This window comes from Kitasatospora sp. NPDC127067, from assembly GCF_042724755.1.
Taxonomy (GTDB): domain Bacteria; phylum Actinomycetota; class Actinomycetes; order Streptomycetales; family Streptomycetaceae; genus Kitasatospora; species Kitasatospora lactacystinica.
Map to the genome: position 1 here is coordinate 1 of NZ_JBHXEM010000290.1, position 2,072 is coordinate 2,072.

General features: G+C 71.1%; 2 protein-coding genes. Both read left to right on the forward strand.

Going from position 1 to position 2,072, the window contains the following annotated elements; all coding sequences use genetic code 11:
* The first annotated feature begins 187 nt into the window (after positions 1-187).
* Positions 188-1,285 carry an LLM class flavin-dependent oxidoreductase gene (locus ACFWJ4_RS41470; RefSeq protein WP_380554631.1) on the forward strand — a complete coding sequence of 366 codons (1,098 nt, stop codon included), beginning with the start codon at positions 188-190 and terminating at the stop codon, positions 1,283-1,285.
* Complete coding sequence (locus ACFWJ4_RS41475) at positions 1,282-1,905, forward strand: FMN reductase (protein ID WP_359912410.1); 624 nt, start codon at positions 1,282-1,284, stop codon at positions 1,903-1,905. Before ACFWJ4_RS41470 ends, ACFWJ4_RS41475 begins: the two co-directional genes overlap by 4 nt.
* Positions 1,906-2,072: the final 167 nt, after the last annotated feature.

Below are 2,072 nucleotides of genomic sequence, written 5' to 3' on the forward strand. Positions count from 1 at the left end.
TCCGTCCTGTTTACCCCCGGGGGGGCCCGCTGTCGGCCCCCCGCCCGGGGCGGGTCCGCGTTCCACGGCCGGCGGCCGGCGGTCGGCGGTCTGCGCCGACCGACGGGAACGGGGCCGGCGGGAATAACGATCCGCACCGGGGTGCTAAGGTGGTTGAAAGTTGGACTACCTGGGACGGGTGAGCAGCATGCAGTTCGGAATCTTCTCCGTCGGCGACGTGACGACCGACCCCACCACCGGTCGCACCCCCACCGAGCACGAGCGGATCAAGGCGATGGTGGCCATCGCCCGCAAGGCCGAGGAGGTCGGCCTGGACGTCTTCGCGACCGGCGAGCACCACAACCCGCCGTTCGTCCCGTCCTCGCCGACGACCATGCTCGGCTACATCGCCGCGCAGACCGACCGCATCATCCTCTCCACCTCGACCACGCTGATCACCACCAACGACCCGGTGAAGATCGCCGAGGACTTCGCGATGCTCCAGCACCTGGCCGAGGGCCGGGTGGACGTCATGATGGGCCGCGGCAACACCGGCCCGGTCTACCCCTGGTTCGGCCAGGACATCCGCCAGGGCATCCCGCTCGCGGTCGAGAACTACGCGCTGCTGCACCAGCTGTGGCGCGAGGAGGTCGTGGACTGGCAGGGCCGCTTCCGCACCCCGCTGCAGGGCTTCACCTCCACCCCGCGCCCGCTGGACGACGTCCCGCCGTTCGTCTGGCACGGCTCGATCCGCAGCCCCGAGATCGCCGAGCAGGCCGCCTACTACGGGGACGGCTTCTTCGCGAACAACATCTTCTGGCCCAAGGAGCACTTCAAGAAGCTGATCAGCCTCTACCGCGAGCGCTTCGCCCACTACGGCCACGGCACGCCCGAGCAGGCGATCGTCGGCCTCGGCGGGCAGGTGTTCATGCGGAAGAACTCCCAGGACGCGGTGCGCGAGTTCCGTCCGTACTTCGACAACGCGCCGGTCTACGGGCACGGGCCCTCGCTGGAGGAGTTCACGGAGCAGACCCCGCTGACCGTGGGCAGCCCCCAGGAGGTCATCGAGAAGACCCTGACCTTCCGCGAGACCTTCGGCGACTACCAGCGCCAGCTGTTCCTGATGGACCACGCCGGCCTGCCTCTGAAGACGGTGCTGGAGCAGCTGGACCTGCTCGGCGAGGAGGTCGTGCCGGTGCTGCGCGAGGAGTTCGCCAAGGGCCGCCCGGCCGGGGTGCCGGACGGGCCGACCCACGCCGCGTTGGTCGCGGCCAAGGACGAGAAGACCGTGGAGGTGGCCAAGTGACCGCGTACAAGCTGGTGGTGGTGAGCGCCGGACTGAGCAAGCCGTCCTCGACGCGGCTGCTGGCGGACCGGCTCACCGACTCGACCGTGCGCCGACTCGCCCCGGAGGGCCGCGAGGTGGACGTCACCGTGGTCGAACTGCGGGACCTGGCGGTGGAGATCGCCAACAACTTCGTCACCGGCTTCCCCGGCGCCGGGCTGCGCGCGGCGATCGAGGCGGTGACGGAGGCGGACGCCCTGATCGCGGTGACGCCGATCTTCACGGCCTCGTACAGCGGTCTGTTCAAGTCCTTCTTCGACGTGATCGACAACGACGCGCTCACCGGCAAGCCGGTGCTGATCGCCGCCACCGGCGGCACGCCCCGGCACTCGCTCGCCCTGGAGCACGCCGTCCGCCCGCTGTTCAGCTACCTGCGCGCGGTGGTGCTGCCGACCGCCGTCTACGCGGCCACCGACGACTGGGGCACGGCGGGGGACGGGCTCACCGACGGCCTGCCGCGCCGGATCGACCGGGCGGCCGGGGAGCTGGCGGCGCTGCTGGCCGGGCGCGGCCCGGCGGCGCCGGAGCTGCCCGAGCAGGTGGTGCCGTTCGCCGAGCAGCTGGCGGCGCTGCGGGTCTGAACCCGCCCGACGTCCGCGGGGGAGGGCCGCCCGTTCGCGTCGAACGGCCCGCGTAGAACGGCCCCGTCGGAACGGCTTGGGTTCTAGGGATCGTTGCAACACCCCAGTTCAAGGGGTGCGATGGACTTCGAGATCCGCAAGGACCGGACCGGGCGGGGACGACGGAA